We start from the raw sequence: 18,978 nt of genomic DNA on the forward strand, positions 1-18,978 counted from the left end.
CTCGGGAGTTTTGAGACCTTAGGCTCAAAACTTAGTCATGGAACTTCGAAGAAGGTCGCTGACGTCCGTACTCACCTAAGGAAAGTTTTCAATATGACTTTTTCTTTCTTACATGGTTTTATCCTTATCACGTACCACTAGTAAGTCTACTTTGGCGTGGCGAAGGATATATTCTGAGGAGGATCCGACCATTAACCGTTCGAAGGCATTGAGTCCGGTAGCTCCGACCATAATAAGGTCAACCCCTTCTTTACTTGGGATATCATTGGCTAAGAGGACTTTTGGATTTCCCATTTCTACAACAGTCACAACATTTTGAACGCCGACTTTTTCAGCACGTTCCTTGTAGCCCTTGAGCAATTCGTTGGCTTCTTCTTGCAATTCTTCGTAGACCTCAGCATCAAAAGTTGAGACGCTTTGAAGGGCACGGGTATCGATGACGTGGGCAATCGTCAATTTAGAGCCGTTGCGAAGAGAAACGTTAACCCCTTTTTCAAAGGCTAATTCTGCTTCATGAGAACCGTCGACAGCGACCATAATGTTTTCGTATTTTTGAGACATAATCCTACCTCCTTATAGCTTGAAAACATGGATAGAATAGAAGGGAATCCTATTCTTTATACACTTATATTTTATCTCTTTTGAGCTAGAATGTAAAGGTAAAGTCTCTCTTTTCTGCTATAATTTTGCTGAATTTTTAAAGTCCTCGGTTTGTACTCTATTTCAACTAGTGGTATAATAGAGATAATTTCGTGAATCGAGGCAGAATATGAAGGAATATAATAAATCAAGCAAACTCGAACATGTCGCTTACGATATTCGTGGTCCAGTCTTGGAAGAAGCCATGCGCATGCGAGCAAATGGAGAAAAAATTCTACGTTTGAATACGGGGAATCCTGCTGAATTTGGCTTTACAGCTCCAGATGAAGTTATCCATGATTTGATCATGAATGCGCGTGATAGTGAAGGCTATTCAGACTCAAAAGGAATCTTTTCAGCCCGCAAGGCTATCATGCAGTACTGCCAGTTGAAAAAAATTCCAAATGTGGATATTGATGATATTTACCTTGGGAATGGAGTGAGTGAGCTGATCGTCATGTCCATGCAAGGACTGCTCGACAATGGGGATGAAGTCTTGGTTCCCATGCCGGACTATCCTCTTTGGACAGCAGCCGTCAGCCTAGCTGGTGGGAATGCGGTTCACTATCTTTGTGATGAAGAAGCAAACTGGTATCCAGATATTGAGGATATCAAGTCGAAAATCACCTCAAACACCAAGGCTATCGTTGTCATCAACCCGAATAACCCAACAGGTGCCCTCTATCCGGATGAGATCCTGCTTGAGATTGTAGAGATTGCTCGTCAAAATAACTTGATCATATTTGCGGACGAGATCTATGATCGCTTGGTCATGGATGGGGAAAAACACACAGCTATCGCAAGTTTAGCGCCGGATCTCTTCTGTGTGAGTATGAATGGCTTGTCAAAATCTCACCGGATTGCCGGTTTCCGTGTTGGTTGGATGGTTCTGTCCGGACCCAAGCATCACGTGAAGGGCTATATCGAAGGCTTGAACATGTTGTCCAATATGCGTCTTTGTTCAAATGTCTTGGCTCAACAAGTTGTACAAACCTCTCTTGGAGGCTACCAATCTGTGGATGAACTCTTGCTTCCAGGTGGTCGCATCTACGAACAACGGAACTTCATCTACAAAGCTATTAATGATATTCCAGGCCTCTCAGCTGTTAAGCCAAAGGCTGGTCTCTATATCTTCCCTAAGATTGATCGGGACATGTACCGCGTGGATGATGATGAACAATTTGTTTTAGAATTCTTGAAGCAAGAAAAGATTCTCTTGGTTCATGGCCGCGGCTTTAACTGGAAAGATCCAGATCACTTCCGGATCGTTTACCTTCCACGTGTCGATGAGTTAGCTCAAATTCAAGAAAAAATGACTCGTTTCTTGAAACAATACAAACGCTAATCAGATGAAAGATTGAAGATGAAGGTCTTCAGTCTTTTTTGATTCATTTTATAAAATCCATGTCATCGAATCGACATTTTTCTGAATTGCGCATAATTGTAGAAAAAATAAATAATTTTCAGATAATTTGATTGAAATTCCCACACTTATATGATATACTTGAGCTGACTATATGCGAGGTTTATTATGGCAAACTTATTAGAAAAGACACGTAAAATTACATCCATCTTGAAACGGACTGATGAACAGTTGCAGTTCGAGATGCCTTACAATGATATTGCCCAACAATTAGCGGATATTATCCACTGTAATGCCTGTATCATTAATAGCAAGGGAACCCTTCTTGGTTATTTCATGCGTTACAAGACCAACAATGACCGGGTAGAAGCTTTCTTTCAAAATAAAAAATTACCAGAAGATTATGCCAAGGCAGCTAGTTTGGTCTACGATACAGAAGCTAATTTAGATGTGGACCATGATTTGAGTATCTTTCCGGTCGAAACCAAGTCTGAATTTCCTGATGGCTTGACGACCATTGCGCCTATTCATGTTTCTGGGATTCGATTGGGTTCCTTGATCATTTGGCGCAATGATAAACAGTTTGCGGATGATGATTTGATCTTGGTTGAGATTGCGAGTACCGTGGTAGGGATTCAAATGTTGAACTACCAACGCGAGGAAGACGAGAAGAATATTCGTCGTCGGACAGCGGTGAATATGGCTGTCAATACCTTGTCTTACTCTGAATTGCGTGCTGTTTCTGCCATCCTTAGTGAATTGAAAGGAAATGAGGGACAGTTGACTGCTTCTATCATTGCAGATCGGATTGGTATCACCCGCTCTGTGATTGTCAATGCACTCCGGAAATTGGAGTCAGCTGGTATTATTGAAAGCCGTTCTCTTGGAATGAAGGGAACCTATCTCAAAGTGTTGATTCCAGATATCTTTGAGGAAATTAAGAAAAGAGATTACTAATGACTAAAGCTTTGATTTCAATTGACTACACTGTCGATTTCGTAGCAGATGATGGTAAGCTTACAGCAGGTGCTCCTGCACAAGCTATTTCTGAGACTATTGCTCAGGTGACTCAGTTGGCCTTTGACCAAGGAGCCTATGTCTTTTTTGCCATTGATGCGCATGATGTAGAGGATCCATTTCATCCTGAAAGCAAGCTCTTCCCACCTCATAATATCATTGGGACCAGCGGACGTGATTTGTACGGCCCTTTGGCAGATTTTTATCAGGAGCATAAAACGGATACACGCGTCTTTTGGATGGATAAACGTCATTATTCTGCTTTTTCAGGAACGGACCTAGATATCCGCCTGCGGGAACGCCATGTAGATACCGTTATTTTGACAGGTGTCTTGACTGATATCTGTGTCCTTCATACAGCGGTTGATGCCTACAATCTCGGCTACCAGATCGAAGTCGTAGAACCTGCAGTGGCGGCGCTCACTCCTGAAAATCACCAGTTTGCCTTGAATCATTTCAAGCATGTCTTAGGGGCAAGCTTGGTAGACGGCGCACTAGCTGTATTAGATAAAAAATAAGAAAATTTTCTAAAAGAGGTCATAGACGGTTGTTTAGGCCTCTTTTTTGGGGCGTAGAAATTGTCTTCCTCTCTTGAAAATGGTATTCTAATGGAAGAAAATAAGGGGGAGTTATGAGTAAAAAAGCTGTCGTCTTTTCAGCGGATCTATCTTATATGGAAAAGTTGGAAACCGCTATGAAGTCACTGTGTGCCCATCAGGATCAGTTGAAAATTTATGTCTTAAATGAAGATCTACCAACAGAGTGGTTTGCCATCATGAATCAGCGCTTGCGCCAGTTGGATTCAGAAGTGATCAATTGTCGGATGTCTCCCGAGCAATTCCAATCCTTCTCGCTTCCAAGTGACCATATTCACTATGCGACCTATTTCCGTTACGCTATTCCAGAGTTTGTGGAGGAAGAACAGATCCTCTATCTGGATTGTGACATGATCTTTACACAGGATTTATCGCCTTTGTTTGAGGTCGATCTAAAAGGTTATGGACTGGGTGCGGTGGTCGATAAGCCAACGACGACAGATGGATTTAATGCTGGACTTTTGGTGATTGATAAGACTTGGTGGCAAGAGCACCAAGTGACAGAGGCGCTTTTTGACCTCACTCGTGAACACCATCAGCATGTTTATGGAGATCAAGGAATTTTGAATCTGTATTTCAAAGATGCGTGGTTTCCATTATCTTGGACCTATAATTTACAAGTAGGATCTGATAAGGATCAGTACCTCTATGGGGACTTGGATTGGTATGAAGCCTTTCAAGGGATTCCTGCGGTCATTCATTACACTTCTCATAATAAACCATGGACCTCCAAACGCTTCAATCGTTTTCGGGAACAATGGTGGTTTTACTATGCCCTCTCTTGGGAGGAAATTTTGCTTCGAAAACCGATTTTGAAGCAAACATATCAAGAGTTAGTGGGAGAATTTCCTTATCATGCTGCCATTTACACCAATACGGCAGATATCCACGAGTTGGAGACCTTGTTAAAAGAGCTACCAGACGTAGCGATTCATGTTCTTGCCCATAGCCATTTTGGTTTTAATTTGGTGCAATTGGAACGCTACCCCAACCTCTTTCTCTATCCCTCTTTTGATCCCTTGACCAGTCGAAAGGTCCTAGAAAAATTGGATTTCTATCTGGATATCAATCCCTATGATGAGGTGGATCAGATGACGCAAAGGATCCATCAATTGGGCTTACCGATTTTCTCTTTTGAAGGAACCAATCATGTGGAGAATGGAGAGAATCAAGTGTTTGCGGATGATCAGGTGCAGGAGATGGTGGCAACGATTCGCGATTATTTAAAGAGAAATGAGAAGAAGCATGGAAACAAATGAAGTAGTGAGTATCATCATTCCCATCTATAATGTAGAAGCTTATTTGAGACAATGTTTAGAAACGGTTATCCATCAGACTTACCCGCATTTAGAGATCATATTGGTCAATGATGGTTCGCCAGACCAGTCAGAAGAGATCTGTAAAGAATTTTTTAGGAAGGATGCGCGCATCCGCTACGTTCGCTAAGAAAATGGGGGCTTATCTGCTGCTCGGAATACAGGGATTGAGCTAGCGACTGGGGATTACATCACCTTTATTGATCCAGATGACTGGGTGACGGAGGACTATGTGGAAGTGCTCTATCGCCAACTGAAGAAGTATGATGCGGATGTTTCCGTAGCCAACTATAACCTCTATGATGACAGTAGTAGCAAATACTTGATCAAGGTAACGGACGACGATTATTCAGAGACCCTTTATGAGGGACGCGAGATCATGGACCACGATGCCATCCAGGAGACCAGAGATATGGCCTGGGCTTGTGCCATGATGAAGCTCTATAAGCGTAGCTTATTTGAAGGGCTTCGTTTTCCGGTTGGAAAAAATGTCGAGGATAACTTCCTGATGTACAAGCTCTTCTTAAAAGCCCATCGGGTAGTTCATACGGAGAAATGTATTTATTGGTATCGTGTGGGCCGTGCAGATACTCTGTCCCAGGTTTGGACAGAAAAGCGGGTACTCGATGAGATGGAAGCCAAGCAGGAGAAGTTGGCTCTACTGGGGATGTTGGGCTATGATTTGACTTGGCATCGCTATATCTACAAAACGCGCTTGAAACGGGCCCTTGAAAAATTAGAGGAAGCAGGCTTGCAAGGGTCAGAAACCTATGAGCGCGTGGTGACCAACCTCCGTTTTATTGAAACGATGGACTAATCCCTTATTGATGAGAAAGGATCAGCATGTTCATTATTGCATCAGAGCAGACCAGAGAGCTGGATCGTTTGCAAAAATACTTGGACAAACTTGGCCAGCCCTACCGGGTATTTGTGACCAATTTGGAGACAGATTTAGATCAACAGACAGAGAGTCTTGCGACCTTTTTTACCCAAAAAGACCCAGCATCAAAAATTGGAAAACCTTTATTTTTCAATGATCTAGCAGTTCCAGAATTATGGGAATGTTGGACACTAGGGATCACGACCTATCTTTTTGATGGTGAGGAACGTCGTGCCAATGTGGTTTTGCGAGGGGATATCTTGTCTCGAACGGTTGACAGAGTGGAGTGGTTTGGTCAGGGAGAAGAGATCGTATCCATTGATGTATACAACCGCTATGGCTGGAGAAGCAAACAGAGTCTCCTTACGGAAACCGGTCAATCCTATTTAGACATCTATTTGAACCCTCAGCAAGAAGAAGTCTTGCTTCACTTTGTCTCACAAGGAACCTTTTTGCATCAAACTCCTAAAGGACGGGATCGCCTGTATGCCAATAAGGAAGAGATGCAAAGAACTGTCCTAGAACAAGTCTTGCCGGAAGATGAAGCTGTTCTTTTGATGGACAAGTCATTACTAGATGTTGTGAAAGAGATACCAAAGGAAAGACTCGCCTACTGTGCCAGTGACGCGCATGATCTAGACGAGATCAAAGAACAAGTCAGTCAGATTTTGTTGGTAGAAGATGGTCTGTTGAGTGAGAAAATAGACGGAATCACAGCCTTGTCAGGGCTGGTAGATGTGGAGCAGGAAAGTTTTCAACCAGAAGCCATGGTTATGACGGCTTCTCAAGAGGTCGAAGGCCTATCTAGCCTGGTCCATCACTTCCCACAAGTCACCTTTCACATTGCTGCTTTGACGGCTATGGGGCCGAAATTAACAGACTTAGCGACTCGCTCCAATGTGCGCCTCTACCCAGGGATTTCGCTGGACAAATATGAGGACTTGTTATCCAGCTGCTCTATTTATCTGGATTGCAACCGAGGAGAAGAAGTGTGGAGTAGTAGTCTTCATGCTCTTGAAAATGGGCAAGTCTTATTTGGTTTGAAGAGCTCGGTTCATCAGGAAGCCTATAAAAACTTGAGCACAATCACAGATACAGTCGAAGAAATGAAACAGCAACTAGATACCTTGCTCCAGCATCCAGAGACCCACAAAGAATTGGTAAGAGAGCAGGCACGAATCTTGAAATTGCCTGAAAAAGAAGCTTTGGAAGAGCTGTTTAAGCGATTAGAGGGAGGAACCGCATGACCATTTATACCTTTAATCTATTAGTGGGATTCGAACCTAATGGGGTTGATGTTGCACAAGCCTCTCGGGCAAAGATGCTCCGGAGACTAGGAGTGGCAGCGAAGTTTGTCTTTACCACTTGGCCCACTCCAGAAAAATTGGCCTATTACCTCTCATTGGGGCACCGGGATGAGGAGTTGCTTTTTGCCCATTTAGCTTTTACGGATCAACAGACTACGGTCCCTCAAAAGACGGTAGGGGCCTTGCAAATGGAGTTTCAACTGACTCGTCTGGATGTTGTTGAAAAAACGGAAAGAGCCATTCGCTACCAATTTGCGGATGGAAACGCCTTAACCTTTCATCTGGATCCCTATCATCCAAACTGTGTCCGCTATGTAGACTATCTTTTGGCTGGAAATAGAATCAAGCGAGAGTATTATGGAGCTTGTAAACTCGCCACCGAGTATTTTCAGTATGGTAGTGTTGTCAGACGGACCTATCACAATCAAGATGGGACTATCGCTTTTGAAGAATCGAGGTTAGGTGGAAGCTGGCTCTATAAACTGGGGCCTGAGATTTTGACCAACCATACAGAAGTGATGAGACGTTTTTTGTCGCAGCTGTCGCTAAAAGAAGAAGATCTGATTTTGCTTGACCGGGCTTCGCGCATGGATTTTGCTCGTCCTTTGTTGGAGAAGGCTGCTCCTTCAAAGTTCGCCATGGTGTTTCATTCGGAGCATGAATTTGAAAATGGCCATCTCAATTATGAATATTATTATGTGTTCAAGTATGCCAAACGCTTCGATTATTTCATCACGGCAACGGATCTTCAAAAAGAAGTCTTGGAGCAGACACTTGCTAAACAAGGATGCCAAGGAATTCCAATCTATAGCATTCCAGTAGGGCATCTAGAAGAATTGACGGAATCACAAGGAGACAGACCTCCCTTTAGTGTGCTCACAGCTTCCCGCTTGGATCCAAGAAAACGCATCGATTTGGCCATTCGAGTAGTGGCTCAAGCTCATAAACGCCTCCCTGCCCTTCAGTTTGATATTTATGGAAAGGGTGGCGAAGCGGATAATTTGCACCATCTGATTCAGGAGCTTGCAGCACAAGATTATATTCACCTACGCGGTCATGCGGATCTTCAGCAGATCTATCCTTGCTACCAAGCCTACCTCACTACTTCTCAGTGGGAGACCTTTGGTTTGACTTTGATGGAGGCGGCTGGAGCAGGTTTGGCCTTGCTGGGCTTTGATGCCCGTTATGGCAATCCGACTTTTATAAAAGAGGGTGAAAATGGCTTTTTGGTACCTTATAGCGAGACAGTGCCAGAAGAACAATTGGTGAAAGAGTTGGCGGACAAGCTGGTCCAGCTCTTTGAAAGCGACCTTGCTCCATTTCACCAGGCTTCTTATGACTTGGCCTCTTCCTACCTCGCTTCTAAGGTCCAGGAAGTCTGGAAAGAGACTCTAATGGAGATGGGGCAATTCGGCGGAAAAGAAATATAAAAAGAAGAATCTGTAGCGACAAAAAAGTCCTACAGATTTTTTCTAAGGCAAGCAAATTGGGCTAAATTATGGTAAAATAGAGGGTATTGAATAATCATCATTTCACGAAAGGAAGCAAGATGAAAATTACGCAAGAAGAGGTAACCCACGTTGCCAATCTTTCAAAATTGAAATTCTCTCCAGAAGAGACAGCTGAGTTTGCGACAACCTTGTCTAAAATTGTCGACATGGTGGAATTGTTGGAAGAAGTGGTCACAACCGGTGTTGTCCCAACAACGACCATGGCGGATCGTAAAACCGTATTGCGTCCGGATGTTGCTGAAAAAGGGACGGACCGTTACCGCTTGTTTAAAAATGTACCTGAAAAGGATAACTACTACATCAAGGTACCAGCTATCCTAGAAGATGGAGGAGATGCCTAATGTCATTCAACCATAAAACCATTGAAGAGTTGCACGACCTCCTTGTCTCTAAGGAAATCTCAGCAACGGAATTGACACAAGCGACGCTTGACGATATCAAGGCTCGTGAAGAAGCGATCAATGCCTTTGTAACGGTGGCTGAAGAAGCTGCCCTTGCGCAAGCCAAGGCTATTGATGAAAAAGGAATTGATGCAAATAATCTCCTGTCAGGGATTCCGCTCGCAGTCAAAGACAATATCTCAACAGATGGCATCTTGACCACTGCAGCATCAAAAATGCTCTATAACTACGAGCCAATCTTTGATGCGACAGCTGTTGCCAATGCCAAAGCCAAAGATATGATTGTCATCGGAAAGACCAACATGGATGAATTTGCCATGGGTGGATCTGGTGAAACTTCATACTATGGACCAACCAAGAATGCTTGGGACCACAGCAAGGTGCCTGGTGGATCTTCTAGTGGTTCAGCAGCTTCTGTCGCTTCAGGTCAAGTTCGTTTGTCCCTTGGTTCTGATACTGGTGGTTCTATCCGTCAACCAGCCGCCTTCAACGGGATTGTTGGGCTTAAACCAACTTATGGAACGGTTTCCCGTTTTGGTCTCATTGCTTTTGGTAGCTCGCTTGACCAAATTGGGCCGTTTGCACCAACGGTTAAGGAAAATGCCCTCTTGCTTAATGTTATTACCAGTGAGGATGCCAAGGATTCGACATCTGCCCCTGTACGTGTAGCAGACTTTACTTCTAAGATTGGTCAAGACATTAAAGGCATGAAGATTGCCCTTCCGAAGGAATACCTTGGGGAAGGGATTGACCCAGAAGTCAAAGAAACTATCCTCAATGCGGCCAAACACTTTGAAAAATTGGGAGCAACTGTCGAAGAAGTTAGCCTTCCACACTCTAAATACGGGGTTGCCGTTTACTACATCATCGCTTCATCTGAAGCATCTTCAAACTTGCAACGTTTCGATGGGATTCGCTATGGTTTCCGTGCGGAAGATGCCAAAAACTTGGATGATATCTACGTGAACACTCGTAGTCAAGGCTTTGGCGATGAGGTCAAACGCCGTATCATGCTTGGTACCTTTAGTTTGTCATCTGGTTACTATGATGCTTACTACAAGAAAGCTGGTCAAGTCCGTACCCTCATTATCCAAGACTTCGAAAAAGTCTTTGCGGATTACGACCTCATCCTTGGTCCTACAGCTCCAAGCGTGGCCTTTGATTTGGATTCGCTTAACCATGATCCGGTTGCTATGTACTTGGCGGACCTCTTGACCATTCCAGTTAACTTGGCAGGTCTTCCAGGGATTTCGATTCCTGCAGGTTTTGCGCAAGGTCTTCCAGTTGGTTTGCAGTTGATTGGTCCGAAGTATTCGGAAGAGACCATCTACCAAGCTGCAGCTGCCTTTGAAGCAACAACGGATTATCACAAGCAACAACCCCTTATTTTCGGAGGTGACAATTAATGAACTTTGAAACAGTCATCGGACTTGAAGTCCACGTTGAATTGAATACAAACTCAAAAATTTTCTCACCAACCTCTGCTCACTTTGGGAACGAGCAAAATGCCAATACTAATGTGATCGACTGGTCTTTCCCAGGGGTGCTTCCTGTCTTGAACAAGGGTGTTGTGGACGCTGGTATCAAGGCTGCTTTGGCCCTGAATATGGATATCCACCAGCACATGCACTTTGACCGTAAGAACTATTTCTATCCTGATAATCCAAAAGCCTACCAAATCTCACAATTTGATGAGCCAATCGGTTACAACGGTTGGATTGAAGTGCAATTGGAAGACGGCTCAACGAAGAAAATCGGTATTGAACGGGCCCACTTGGAAGAAGATGCTGGTAAGAACACGCACGGAACAGATGGCTTCTCTTATGTAGACCTCAACCGTCAAGGGGTGCCATTGATCGAGATTGTATCTGAAGCAGATATGCGTTCTCCAGAAGAAGCCTATGCTTATTTGACAGCCCTCAAAGAAGTCATCCAGTACACAGGTATTTCTGACGTCAAGATGGAAGAAGGATCGATGCGGGTCGATGCCAATATTTCCCTTCGTCCATACGGTCAAGAGGAATTTGGTACCAAGACGGAGTTGAAAAACTTGAACTCCTTCTCCAACGTCCGTAAAGGTCTTGAATACGAAGTTGAGCGCCAAGCGAAAATCTTGCGTTCAGGTGGTGTCATTCGTCAAGAAACACGCCGTTATGATGAAGCCAACAAGAGCACGATTCTTATGCGTGTCAAAGAAGGAGCAGCGGATTACCGTTACTTCCCAGAACCAGACCTTCCTTTGTTTGAAATCTCAGATGAGTGGATTGAGGAAATGCGCACGGAGTTGCCAGAGTTTCCAAAAGACCGCCGTGCTCGCTATGTGGCAGAGCTTGGCTTGTCTGACTATGATGCCAGCCAATTGACAGCGACGAAAGTCACTTCTGACTTCTTTGAAGCAGCCGTAGCCCTTGGTGGAGACGCCAAGCAAGTGTCTAACTGGCTCCAAGGTGAAGTGGCGCAATTCATGAATGCAGAAGGCAAAACACTGGAAGAAATCCAATTAACACCAGAAAACTTAGTAGAAATGATTGCCATCATCGAAGATGGAACCATCTCTTCTAAGATTGCCAAGAAAGTCTTCGTTCATTTGGCGAAAAACGGTGGCGGTGCGCGTGAATACGTCGAAAAAGCCGGATTGGTACAGATTTCAGACCCTGAAGTCTTGATTCCAATCATCCACCAAGTCTTCGCAGACAATGAAGCAGCCGTAGCCGACTTCAAGTCAGGGAAACGGAATGCGGACAAGGCCTTCACAGGCTTCCTCATGAAAGCAACCAAAGGCCAAGCTAACCCACAAGTAGCCCTCAAGTTACTTGCTCAAGAATTGGCGAAGTTGAAAGAAGATTGATAGAAAAAGAACCAGCCGAGAGGTTGGTTTTTACTATCCATAAAATTGTGTTAGAATAGGAAAGACCATTACATATCAACTAGCATTAGGAGGAGTCACATGAACAAATTTTTAAGAGTTTTATTTATCCTAGTCATTATCGCTATGTCTGGAGCGATTATCTTCCAGCTATTCTTTCCATCCTATATGGGAAGTCATTCGGGATATGGTATTTCTGTCGGTTGGCAACGGGAGATTGGGGTTTGGAATATGGCTGTCCTTGTGATCTTGATTGCCGTCAATCTTAAATACGATTGGTTTTACCTTCGGACGGTGCTATTGGCCTTGATCATCGGTGGGCTTGGGATTGGGAGCAATCATCTTTTCAGTTATTTTCACTATCATCTGCCTGTCAATGGGATTGGTGTGCTTGAAAATTATCTCCTTGTCCTTGGTTGGATTGTAGGCTGGAGAATAGAGAATTCACGAATCAAGAAGAAGTAAGAAGGAGCAGTCGAAGGGCGGCTCTTTTTTATCTTCAGTTTCTTCTTGACAAAGTTTGTGAAAAGGCTTACAATAGATTTGTTGAGTTTCCTGAAAAGGAAAATGCAAATCATGGAAATATAAAGGAGATCATCATATGGCTACTATGAAAGCAGCTCGCTGGCATGCAGCAAAAGACGTTCGTATCGAAGAAGTGGAAGTACCTGAAGTACAACCACATCAAGTAAAAGTGGCAGTTAAGTTCACAGGGATCTGTGGGACGGACTTGCATGAATATTTGGATGGACCGATCTTCATCCCAACTGAAGAACATGTGTATTCTGGTCAAAAAGCACCGGTTACTTTGGGACATGAATTCTCTGGTGAAATTGTAGAAGTTGGAAGTGATGTGACTCGTGTCAAAGTTGGGGATCGTGTCACTATCGAACCAATTCTTGCAGAGCACAATTTGATTGGTGATTATAACCTTGATCCAAACTTGAACTTTGTCGGCCTTGCTGCAGATGGTGGTTTTGCCAATTATTGTGTTCTTGATGGGGATCTTGTCCATGTGATTCCAGATAGCTTGAGCTATGAACAAGCCGCTCTTACAGAACCTGCTGCGGTTGCTGTGTATGCCGTTCGTCAATCTGCTTTGAAAACTGGAGATACAGCTGTTATCTTTGGTTTGGGCCCAATTGGTCTTTTGATTGTTGAAGCCCTTCGTGCAGCAGGAGCATCAAAAATCTATGCGGTTGAATTGTCTCCTGAACGCCAAGCCAAAGCAGAAGAATTGGGAGCGATCGTTGTTCGTCCAGAAGAAGGAGAAACAATTGTAGAAGCCATCCATCGTTTAACAGGTGGTGGAGCAGATGTTTCTTATGAAGTTACTGGAGTTCCAGCTGTTTTAGGCCAAGCCCTTGCAGCCGTTCATAAAGCTGGGGAATGTATGGTTGTATCTATCTGGGAACGTGAAGCTAGCATCAATCCAAATGAATTCGCTATTCAAGAAAAATCCCTCAAAGGAATTATTGCCTACCGCCACATCTTCCCTAAAGTCTTGGAATTGATGGAACAAGGCTACTTCTCTGCTGAAAAATTGGTTACTAAGAAAATCAAATTGGAAAATATCGTTGAAGAAGGATTTATTGAATTAACACAAGATAAATCCCAAATCAAGATCTTGGTTCAACCTGAATAAGCGAATAAATTTATATGAAATAAAGCAAGGCTGAAACGTTTCGTTTCGGCCTTTTATGATACAATAAAAGTAAGGAATAGATTTGGGAGGGGACTATGTCAAAGACGATGAAAGGGACGCTCATGACCTTGATTGCTGGGATCGCTTGGGGCTTGTCAGGAGCCTGCGGCCAGTACCTGCTGGCTCATGGATTTACAGCAATTGGTTTGACAACGATTCGTTTAGTGTTTTCAGGAGCTGTACTACTGCTTCTTGCCTATCTAGCGGACCAGGAAAAAGTAAAGGCCTTTCTAACAGACCGCTCGTCATACATCCCCTTGCTTTTATTTGCATTTTTGGGTTTGTTAATGACCCAATTGACTTATTTAGAAGCGATTGATGCGACTAATGCAGGTACTGCAACTGTTTTTCAATATCTCTGTCCCATTGGAGTTTTGGCCTATTCTTGTGTTAAGGACCGAGTAGCTCCGACAGTATCTGAAATCTTTTCGATGATCTTAGCCATTGCAGGGACCTTTCTCATTGCAACCCATGGTCAACTCAATCAATTGGCAATCACTCCTAAGGGGCTAGCTTGGGGACTGGTTTCTGCCTTTGCCTATGCCCTCTACATCATTCTGCCTATTCAATTGATTCAAAAATGGGGCAGTATGTTGGTGATTGGTATCGGTATGCTCATTCCAGGACTTGTAATGATTCCCTTCACAGGAAGAAGACTTTTTCATGGCCAATATAGCATGGATAATCTAATGGGCTTGGTTGGCTTAGTGGTGATTGGGACCATATTTGCCTATACGGTCTTTTTGAAAGGGACAACTCTGATTGGACCGGTCAAAGGTAGCCTTCTTGCAGCTATTGAGCCTATTTCAGCTGTATTCTTTGCTTTTGCCATTATGAATGAACATTTCTTTGCCATTGATTTTATAGGAATGGCTATGATCCTCTTTGCGGTCCTCTTGATTTCCCTTAAGGATCTCATGATTCAAAAAGAAAAAGGAATCTTGTAAAACCAAAACCAATTATTTTTCAGTTAAAAGGTTGAGACGAAGATCTTGACCTTTTTATGATAGGGGAGAGTTATCACTATATAGCGTATACATAGCTAGAAAAAGATGTTAAAATAGAACAAAACTTTTTTAAGGAGATGAGAATGAAAAAGATTTTTAAATGGACCTTATTTGCTGTGGCGACCTTGAGTCTAGTAGCTTGTGGGACTGGTGCTCAAAAGACCAATTCGCAGCAAGCAAAGACAGAAAAAGCAGCGAAAAGCTCTGCATCTGACGGTCAAGTCGAGGTGAGTTTAAAAGGAGGGCAATACATCAAACCACCTGTCCTCAATGACTCAGAAGACGGAACCTATTTAGCCCTTCAATTAGAATTTAAAAATGTTGCCAAAGAATCTATCAACGTGTCAGATTCAGATATCACCATTTACGATGCAGATAATAACAAGGTCAAATTGCAGTCAGGAATTTATGACCACAGTGAAGCCTTCCAACTGCTCAAGAGTGATCAGTTGGCCCAGGATAAAAAATTAACCGGCTATATCGTTTTTCCAGTCGAAAAAGGCAAGAAGTACGAAGTGCAGTATGAACGAAAAAACTATAGCTCTGATAAAAAATCCAAGCCTTTAAAATTTGCGGTGGATTCTTCTCAGTATGAGGATAAGGTGGAAGCTTCCACTATTCTAGCAGATGAATACATCAATCAAGTTTACTTTAGTGGCCAACGAAAGGTCAAAAAGGATGACGCTTTTGTTTTGGGAACTGATTTGAAAAAGGAACGCAGTGATTTCCGTGCGAAATTTGCGGCTGATTTTACTCGTCAATTGCATGATTACCAATTCCCTGAAGAAGAAGTGACCCAGTTTATCGATGCTTATGAAAAAGAAAATGCTAAGCGTGCGAAATTAACCTATAAGGTTAAACAATATCTCCCGGACAAGGTGGTCATTAGTCTAAATCCTGAGACGGTCAGCATGGAAAAGACGATCTTAAACCACATGCAGACCTTCTATCAGGAACATCGAAAAGACTATCCAGGGATCATCGAAGCGAACCAGGCTCAAAACAAAGCCTATAGAGAGGAAATGATGGCTTCTCTGGCAGATCGCCCCTTGACGACGCCGGATCGATACGACTACCAGTTGACCTTTGTTAAGAAAGATGGCAAATGGGAAGTAGAAAAAGCCTACAATAGTGATAGTTTTATGGAAAAATTCGAGGGAAATCTTTCTTAATGCTGAAGTTGGCACTCCTAGGATATGAATCTAGGAGTGTTTTTATCTATAGTTTGAAACTATATCAAAACCCAAGAAACAAGAATTAGACGGAAACACCTATTAGTGATAAAATAATTTTAAGTTTGAAAGGAGATGAAGGCTTGTGTCTTTTTCTTATGAAGAGTTAGCAGAGATTCGCCACTATATCCACCAACACCCAGAATTGTCTGGTCAAGAATACCAGACAACCGCCTTTCTAAAAGAGCGTTTAGAAGAGTTGGGGATTCGTATTTTAGAGAGTGGATTAAAAACGGGTCTGATTGCAGAAATTGGGTCCGGCCAACCGGTGGTAGCACTTCGAGCAGATATCGATGCCCTTCCAATTTTGGAACAAACAAATCTTCCCTACCAAAGTCAGAATCCAGGAGTCATGCATGCATGTGGCCATGATTTTCATCAAACCAGTCTTCTGGGAGCAGCAGCCCTTCTCAAGGAAATAGAAGACCAGCTTGAAGGGACCGTACGCTTGATCTTTCAACCAGCAGAAGAAATCTCAGAAGGTGCTTTTGATGTTTTGGCAACAGGACTGTTGGAGGATGTTCAAGGAATTATTGGTTTTCACAACATTCCCCAGCTAAAAGCAGGGCAACTTGCCTTGAATGCTGGAGCTATGATGGCAGGGGTTGAGAAATTCAAGGTTACCGTGACAGGGGTTAGTAGCCATGCTGCAAGACCGGATTTGGGAGTTGATACGGTAACAGCCGTCACAACCATGGTTCAGAATGTACAATTATTAATTTCACGGACCATTTCTCCCTTTGAAACAGCTGTTTTATCGATTACGCATCTAGATGTGGGCTCAACCTGGAATGTGCTCCCAAAATCAGGCTATTTTGAAGGAACCATTCGTTCTTTTAATCCAAGTGTGCAAAGAGACTTGAAGGCACATTTTATTTCCATCATTCGACACATTGCAGAAAGTCTGGAAGTAGATGTGGCTTTTGAGTGGGGTGTGACACCGCCCGTTACCTTTAATGATGAGGAATTGACGAAAGTGGTTTGGGAAGCTTCACAAGGCTTGGCTGAAGTGATTCCAGCAAATCCTTCTACAGCTGGAGAAGACTTCGCCTTTTACCAAGAGCGAATTCCTGGAGTCTTTGCCTTTATTGGTTCGAATGGAGAGCCGGATGCGCCAGACCTCCATCATGATCACATGACCATCGATGATGCAGCCTTTGAGGTTTCGGTTCCCTATTATGTTGAAAATGCGCAAGCTTTATTGCGGTATTTTAAAGCCAAAGAAGTGTGATAAAGAAAAACTATCACCTCCATAAAAAATATATATTGGGCAAGTAAATGCTTTTTTGATAAAATTAAAAAATACTTTTAAAATGGCGTTTTATGTGCCTGAAACGAATAAGGAGATCCTATGAATCTAAAAAAAGTGATTAAGTATTCTGCTTTAGGATTAGTTGCAGTCCTTGCAACCAGTGCTTTAGTAGCATGTTCATCTGGTAAATCAGCCAGTGGTAAGAAAACCATTGAAGTTGGTACTGTTGGAACAACCAAACCATTCTCTTACGAAGAAAAAGACGGCAAGCTAACCGGTTATGAAATCGAAGTTTTGCGTGAAATCTTCAAAGGTTCAGACAAATATGAAGTAAACTTTAACAAAACAGAGTGGTCTTCAGTCTTCGCTGGCTTAGATAGTGACCGTTTCCAAATCGGTGCCAACAACATTAGCTACTCAAAAGAGCGGGAAGAAAAATACCTCTATCCAAATCCATATGCTCGCAATCCATTAGTATTGGTCGTACCAAAAGATTCTTCTATTAAATCTTTGGATGACATTGGTGGCAAGAAAACAGAAGTTGTTCAAGGAACATCTACTGCTAAACAATTAGAAGATTACAATAAAAAACATTCAGATAATCCAACTGACTTGCAATACACAGATGGAACCATTCAAACCATCATGGCTAATTTAGCGGATGGTCGTACAGATTACAAGATCTTCGAACGGATCTCAGTAGATACTATCATTCGTGATCAAGGCTATGACAACTTGAAGGTTATCGAGCTTCCAAGCGACCAACAACCTTATGTGTATCCAATTATTGCAAAAGAAGATAAAGACCTTCAAAAATTTGTCAACAAACGTATCAAGGAACTCTATGACAATGGAACCCTTGAAAAACTGTCTAAAAAATACTTTGGTGGAGTTTATCTACCAGAAGCAAAAGATATTAAAGAATAATATTTAATTAAAGGAGACTTCAAAATGAAATTGAAAAAAATTCTTGGTTTAACAGCTCTTGCAGCTATTGCAACATTTGCTCTTGCAGCATGTGGTTCTTCAAAATCATCTAGCAAAGATGGTGAAACAACTGTAAAAGTGGGTGTTATGACTTTGAGCGACACTGAAAAAGCTCGTTGGGATCAAGTTCAAAAGAACTTGGATGACGCTAAAACAGGAATCAAATTGGAATTCACTCAATTTACAGACTACTCACAACCAAACGTGGCTGTAAAAGATGGTAGCGTGGATATCAATGCTTTCCAACACTACAACTTCCTTGATAACTGGAACTCTAAAAACGACAATGCCCTTGTTGCAGTAGCAGATACCTACATCGCTCCAATCCGTCTTTACTCTGGTACAGAAAACGGTAAAAACAAATACACTTCAATTAAAGAAATTCCTAAAGGTGGAACAATCGCTGTACCAAATGACCCAACAAATGAAAGCCGTGCCTTGTATGTCTTGCAATCAGCTGGTTTGATTAAATTGGATACCAAAGATGGTCAATTGGCAAACGTGTCAAACATCAAAGAAAATCCAAAAGATTTGAAGATTTCTGAATTGGATGCTTCACAAACACCATCTGCTCTTCCATCAGTAGATGCTGCAGTCATCAACAATACCTTCGTTCGTGAAGCTGGCGTTGATTTCAAAAAAGCTATCTATGTTGAAAAGAAAGACAACAACTCAAAACAATGGTACAACGTGATCGCTGCTAAGAAAGATTGGGAAAAATCTGATAAAGCAAAAGCAATCAAAGAAATCATCAAAGCCTATCACAAAGACAATGTGAAGAAAGTGATCGAAGAATCTTCAGAAGGAATGGACCAACCAGTCTTCTAAGATTTGATCTCAAGTGTATGAAGGAGGTGGAGAAGCAATTCTCTACCTCTTATCGTGTATTAGGAGGAATG

General features: G+C 42.6%; 17 protein-coding genes and 1 pseudogene. 17 read left to right on the forward strand and 1 reads right to left on the reverse strand.

The features are described 5' to 3' along the window. Positions 1-108 precede the first annotated feature (108 nt). The gene (locus HMPREF2917_RS00785; protein WP_003008541.1) at positions 109-561 is read right to left on the reverse strand and encodes a universal stress protein; all 453 of its coding nucleotides are present in this window, start codon (positions 559-561) and stop codon (positions 109-111) included. Positions 562-769: 208 nt separating this feature from the next. Between HMPREF2917_RS00785 and HMPREF2917_RS00790 the strand changes: the two genes are divergently transcribed. From HMPREF2917_RS00790 to HMPREF2917_RS00875, 17 genes and pseudogenes are all read left to right on the forward strand, one after another. After that, the gene (locus tag HMPREF2917_RS00790; RefSeq protein ID WP_049473129.1) at positions 770-1,984 is read left to right on the forward strand and encodes a pyridoxal phosphate-dependent aminotransferase; all 1,215 of its coding nucleotides are present in this window, start codon (positions 770-772) and stop codon (positions 1,982-1,984) included. A gap of 186 nt (positions 1,985-2,170) precedes the next feature. Continuing rightward, positions 2,171-2,959 carry a GTP-sensing pleiotropic transcriptional regulator CodY gene (gene codY / locus HMPREF2917_RS00795; protein WP_024054997.1) on the forward strand — a complete coding sequence of 263 codons (789 nt, stop codon included), beginning with the start codon at positions 2,171-2,173 and terminating at the stop codon, positions 2,957-2,959. Further along, positions 2,959-3,537 carry a cysteine hydrolase family protein gene (locus HMPREF2917_RS00800; protein WP_070588724.1) on the forward strand — a complete coding sequence of 193 codons (579 nt, stop codon included), beginning with the start codon at positions 2,959-2,961 and terminating at the stop codon, positions 3,535-3,537. The genes codY and HMPREF2917_RS00800 overlap by 1 nt, the downstream gene beginning before the upstream one ends. Before the next feature lie 113 nt (positions 3,538-3,650). After that, the gene (locus tag HMPREF2917_RS00805; RefSeq protein WP_070588725.1) at positions 3,651-4,874 is read left to right on the forward strand and encodes a glycosyltransferase; all 1,224 of its coding nucleotides are present in this window, start codon (positions 3,651-3,653) and stop codon (positions 4,872-4,874) included. Beyond that, positions 4,861-5,748, forward strand: a pseudogene (locus HMPREF2917_RS00815) (glycosyltransferase family 2 protein). Before HMPREF2917_RS00805 ends, HMPREF2917_RS00815 begins: the two are co-directional and overlap by 14 nt. Positions 5,749-5,774: 26 nt before the next feature. Continuing rightward, a complete protein-coding gene (locus HMPREF2917_RS00820) occupies positions 5,775-7,058 on the forward strand; it encodes a glycosyltransferase family protein (RefSeq protein ID WP_070588728.1) in 1,284 nt (427 codons plus the stop codon). Next, positions 7,055-8,548 (forward strand): glycosyltransferase, encoded by a 1,494-nt coding sequence (locus HMPREF2917_RS00825; protein WP_070588729.1) that lies wholly within the window; start codon positions 7,055-7,057, stop codon positions 8,546-8,548. The genes HMPREF2917_RS00820 and HMPREF2917_RS00825 overlap by 4 nt, the downstream gene beginning before the upstream one ends. A 119-nt stretch (positions 8,549-8,667) precedes the next feature. After that, a complete protein-coding gene (gatC, locus tag HMPREF2917_RS00830; protein WP_070588730.1) occupies positions 8,668-8,970 on the forward strand; it encodes an Asp-tRNA(Asn)/Glu-tRNA(Gln) amidotransferase subunit GatC in 303 nt (100 codons plus the stop codon). After that, a complete protein-coding gene (gene gatA / locus HMPREF2917_RS00835; protein WP_070588731.1) occupies positions 8,970-10,436 on the forward strand; it encodes an Asp-tRNA(Asn)/Glu-tRNA(Gln) amidotransferase subunit GatA in 1,467 nt (488 codons plus the stop codon). The genes gatC and gatA overlap by 1 nt, the downstream gene beginning before the upstream one ends. Then, positions 10,436-11,878, forward strand: coding sequence for an Asp-tRNA(Asn)/Glu-tRNA(Gln) amidotransferase subunit GatB (gene gatB, locus HMPREF2917_RS00840; protein ID WP_003013267.1), 1,443 nt, complete (start codon positions 10,436-10,438; stop codon positions 11,876-11,878). The genes gatA and gatB overlap by 1 nt, the downstream gene beginning before the upstream one ends. Positions 11,879-11,977: 99 nt before the next feature. Continuing rightward, a complete protein-coding gene (locus tag HMPREF2917_RS00845; protein WP_070588732.1) occupies positions 11,978-12,361 on the forward strand; it encodes a hypothetical protein in 384 nt (127 codons plus the stop codon). A 136-nt stretch (positions 12,362-12,497) separates the two neighbouring features. Continuing rightward, positions 12,498-13,541: a 2,3-butanediol dehydrogenase gene (locus HMPREF2917_RS00850; protein ID WP_070588733.1), complete on the forward strand. Its 1,044-nt coding sequence runs from the start codon at positions 12,498-12,500 to the stop codon at positions 13,539-13,541. Positions 13,542-13,636: 95 nt separating this feature from the next. Continuing rightward, positions 13,637-14,548: a DMT family transporter gene (locus HMPREF2917_RS00855; protein WP_003008510.1), complete on the forward strand. Its 912-nt coding sequence runs from the start codon at positions 13,637-13,639 to the stop codon at positions 14,546-14,548. A gap of 143 nt (positions 14,549-14,691) precedes the next feature. Then, the gene (locus tag HMPREF2917_RS00860) at positions 14,692-15,780 is read left to right on the forward strand and encodes a DUF4352 domain-containing protein (protein ID WP_037608055.1); all 1,089 of its coding nucleotides are present in this window, start codon (positions 14,692-14,694) and stop codon (positions 15,778-15,780) included. 145 nt (positions 15,781-15,925) lie between these two features. Next, positions 15,926-17,071: an amidohydrolase gene (locus tag HMPREF2917_RS00865; RefSeq protein WP_070588734.1), complete on the forward strand. Its 1,146-nt coding sequence runs from the start codon at positions 15,926-15,928 to the stop codon at positions 17,069-17,071. 120 nt (positions 17,072-17,191) lie between these two features. Continuing rightward, positions 17,192-18,019, forward strand: coding sequence for an amino acid ABC transporter substrate-binding protein (locus HMPREF2917_RS00870; protein ID WP_031572958.1), 828 nt, complete (start codon positions 17,192-17,194; stop codon positions 18,017-18,019). A 24-nt stretch (positions 18,020-18,043) separates the two neighbouring features. Further along, the gene (locus tag HMPREF2917_RS00875) at positions 18,044-18,907 is read left to right on the forward strand and encodes a MetQ/NlpA family ABC transporter substrate-binding protein (RefSeq protein WP_023918949.1); all 864 of its coding nucleotides are present in this window, start codon (positions 18,044-18,046) and stop codon (positions 18,905-18,907) included. The last annotated feature ends 71 nt before the right edge of the window (positions 18,908-18,978 follow it).

It is taken from the genome of Streptococcus sp. HMSC061E03 (genome assembly GCF_001813505.1).
In the GTDB taxonomy this organism is placed as follows: Bacteria; Bacillota; Bacilli; order Lactobacillales; family Streptococcaceae; genus Streptococcus.